A 229-nucleotide genomic window follows, 5' to 3' on the forward strand; every position below is an offset into this window, starting at 1 on the left:
CTACTTACATTATTCCAATGCGGGATTAAGTGAACATAACCCCGGGATCGAACTATTAAACGTCGGCTATAGCTATCGTTTCTATTGGGCAATTGATCTAAAAAATCACGAAGTTAGTAAAATGATATTCAACGGATGCAGCCTATATTCTGCCACAGCACCACAACGAAAAGAACACATATTACGTGGGCTTTTCAAATGGCATCAACGATATTTATCACCGAGCAAA

Annotated in this window: 1 protein-coding gene; it reads left to right on the forward strand. The window is 38.9% G+C overall.

The features are described from left to right. Positions 1-229, forward strand: a 229-nt coding sequence (locus L9G74_RS22260; protein WP_238899157.1) for an acyloxyacyl hydrolase, incomplete at both ends; no start/stop codon positions are given.

Source organism: Shewanella electrica (assembly GCF_022321485.1).
Taxonomy (GTDB): Bacteria; Pseudomonadota; Gammaproteobacteria; order Enterobacterales; family Shewanellaceae; genus Shewanella; species Shewanella electrica.